The following is a 1,908-nucleotide window of genomic DNA, read 5'->3' as shown; positions in this document are numbered from 1 at the left end:
AGCGCCGGTTTCAGCCGGGCGATCGCTTCCAGCGGATCGACGCCGAACGCCAGTTGCGCCTCCTGCTCGACGCGGCGATGCGGGTTGGCGCTGAAGTTCCTGATGACTTCGGTCGACACTTTCGAGTTGCCCACCACCGTCACCACATTGTCGGGCGTGTTGATGACGGTGTTGAACATGCCGATCTCGGTTACGGTGCCCTCGACGCCGCCTGCAACCACATAATCCCCCACCTTGTAGGGCCTGAAAATGATCAGGAAGGCGCCAGCCGCGAAGTTGCCCAGAAGCCCGGACCAGGCCGCCCCGACCGCGATGCCGACCCCGGCAAGAAGTGCAGCGAAACTCGTCGTCTGGAGACCGAAATAGCCGAGGATGGCGACGACCAGCAGCACGTTCAGCACGACGCCCAGAATATTGGCGGTATAGCGTTGCAGCGTCGGATCGAACTGCCGTGCCGTCAGCACCCGCGACAGCATCCGGATCGCAAAGCTGATAAGCCAGCGGCCCACCATGTATAGCGCAAAGGCGGCAGCCACTTTCAGCGCAACCGCCGTCATCAACGGCAGCGCCCTGTCCCACATCTGCAGTGCTTCGGCTTCCATTCACCCCTCCCCGGCTTGAACGCAAAACGGCCTGAATCTGCCGGGGAAGGTGCCGGAACGCAGCAGTGCTGACAAGTGCGCGCACATCGCCAGAGCGGTGGCGTTTCAGGCGGCGGCAGGCAGTCCCCAGTCGATCGGCGCCATGCCGTGCCGTTCAAGATACTGGTTCGCGCGCGAAAAGTGGCGGCAACCGAAAAAGCCGCCATGTGCCGCCAGCGGCGACGGATGCGCGGCTTTCAACACCAGATGCCGTTCGGGATCGACGAACGCCGCCTTCTGCTGTGCATAGCGGCCCCACAACAGGAACACCGCCGGTTCGGCGCGCGCCGCCACCTGCCGGATCACTTCATCGGTGAAGCGTTCCCAGCCCCTGCCCTTGTGCGCTTCGGCGCGTCCCTGCTCTACTGTCAGCACGCTGTTCAGCAGCAGCACGCCCTGTTTCGCCCAGCTTTCCAGAAAGCCATGGCTGGCAGGCGCGATGCCCAGATCGTCGTGCAGTTCGCGGAAGATGTTGCGAAGCGACGGCGGCACCGGCACGCCGGGCGGCACTGAAAAGCTCAAGCCATGCGCCTGCCCGGCCCCATGATAGGGGTCCTGCCCCAGTATGACCACGCGCACACTGCCAAGCGGCGTAAGGTCGAGGGCGCGGAACCAGTTGCCGGCCGGCGGCAGAATGATACGCCCTTGTGCGCGTTCGGCCAGCAGGAACCCGCGCAGTTCGTCCATGAACGGCTGGTCGAACACCGGCGCCAGCGCACGGTGCCAGCTTTCCTCCAGCCGGATTTCCCGTTGCCGGATTTCCTGTTGCCGGATTTCCTGTTGAAGGCCACCCTCGCCCAAGCTGCGCTCAGCCCAACCGGCAGGCTGCCTGCGCCGCCGCCCGGATCGCGGCAACATCCGGCACCCCGCGCCCGACCAGCCAGCTTCCACCGACACACAACACCGCATCCTCGGCAAGCCAGCCAGCCGCAGTCGTGGCAGTGATACCGCCCGTCGGGCAGAAGCGCACATCGCCGAACGGCGCGGCCAGCGCCTTCAGCGCCTTCAGCCCGCCCGACGCCTCGGCCGGGAAAAACTTGAAGCGGTTCAGCCCCAGATCAAGGCCCATCATGATGTCGCCAGCATTGGCAACGCCCGGAAGGAACGGAATTTCCCGGTCGGCGGCGGCTTCCGCCAGCGCCGGCGTCAGGCCCGGCGACACGATGAACCCGGCCCCGGCCGCCATCGCCGCATCCAGATCGCGCACGTTCAAAACCGTTCCCGCGCCGACGATTGCGCCCGGAACCTCTTTCATGCGGGCGATCAC

General features: G+C 65.6%; 3 protein-coding genes. All 3 read right to left on the bottom strand.

What is annotated here, in order from left to right:
* Positions 1–602 (bottom strand): mechanosensitive ion channel family protein (locus AC16JP_RS08570; protein ID WP_484340197.1); only part of this gene is annotated, 602 nt, incomplete at its 3' end.
* A gap of 105 nt (positions 603–707) precedes the next feature.
* The gene (gene ung / locus AC16JP_RS08565; protein WP_484340196.1) at positions 708–1,442 is read right to left on the bottom strand and encodes a uracil-DNA glycosylase; all 735 of its coding nucleotides are present in this window, start codon (positions 1,440–1,442) and stop codon (positions 708–710) included.
* Between the two features lie 7 nt (positions 1,443–1,449).
* Positions 1,450–1,908: bifunctional 4-hydroxy-2-oxoglutarate aldolase/2-dehydro-3-deoxy-phosphogluconate aldolase (eda, locus tag AC16JP_RS08560; RefSeq protein ID WP_484340195.1), on the bottom strand; the 459-nt coding region annotated here is incomplete at its 5' end.

The organism is Sandaracinobacteroides sp., from assembly GCF_057137845.1.
Note: the sequence above shows the minus strand (reverse complement) of the source record. Positions and strands in the feature narration are given on the sequence as shown.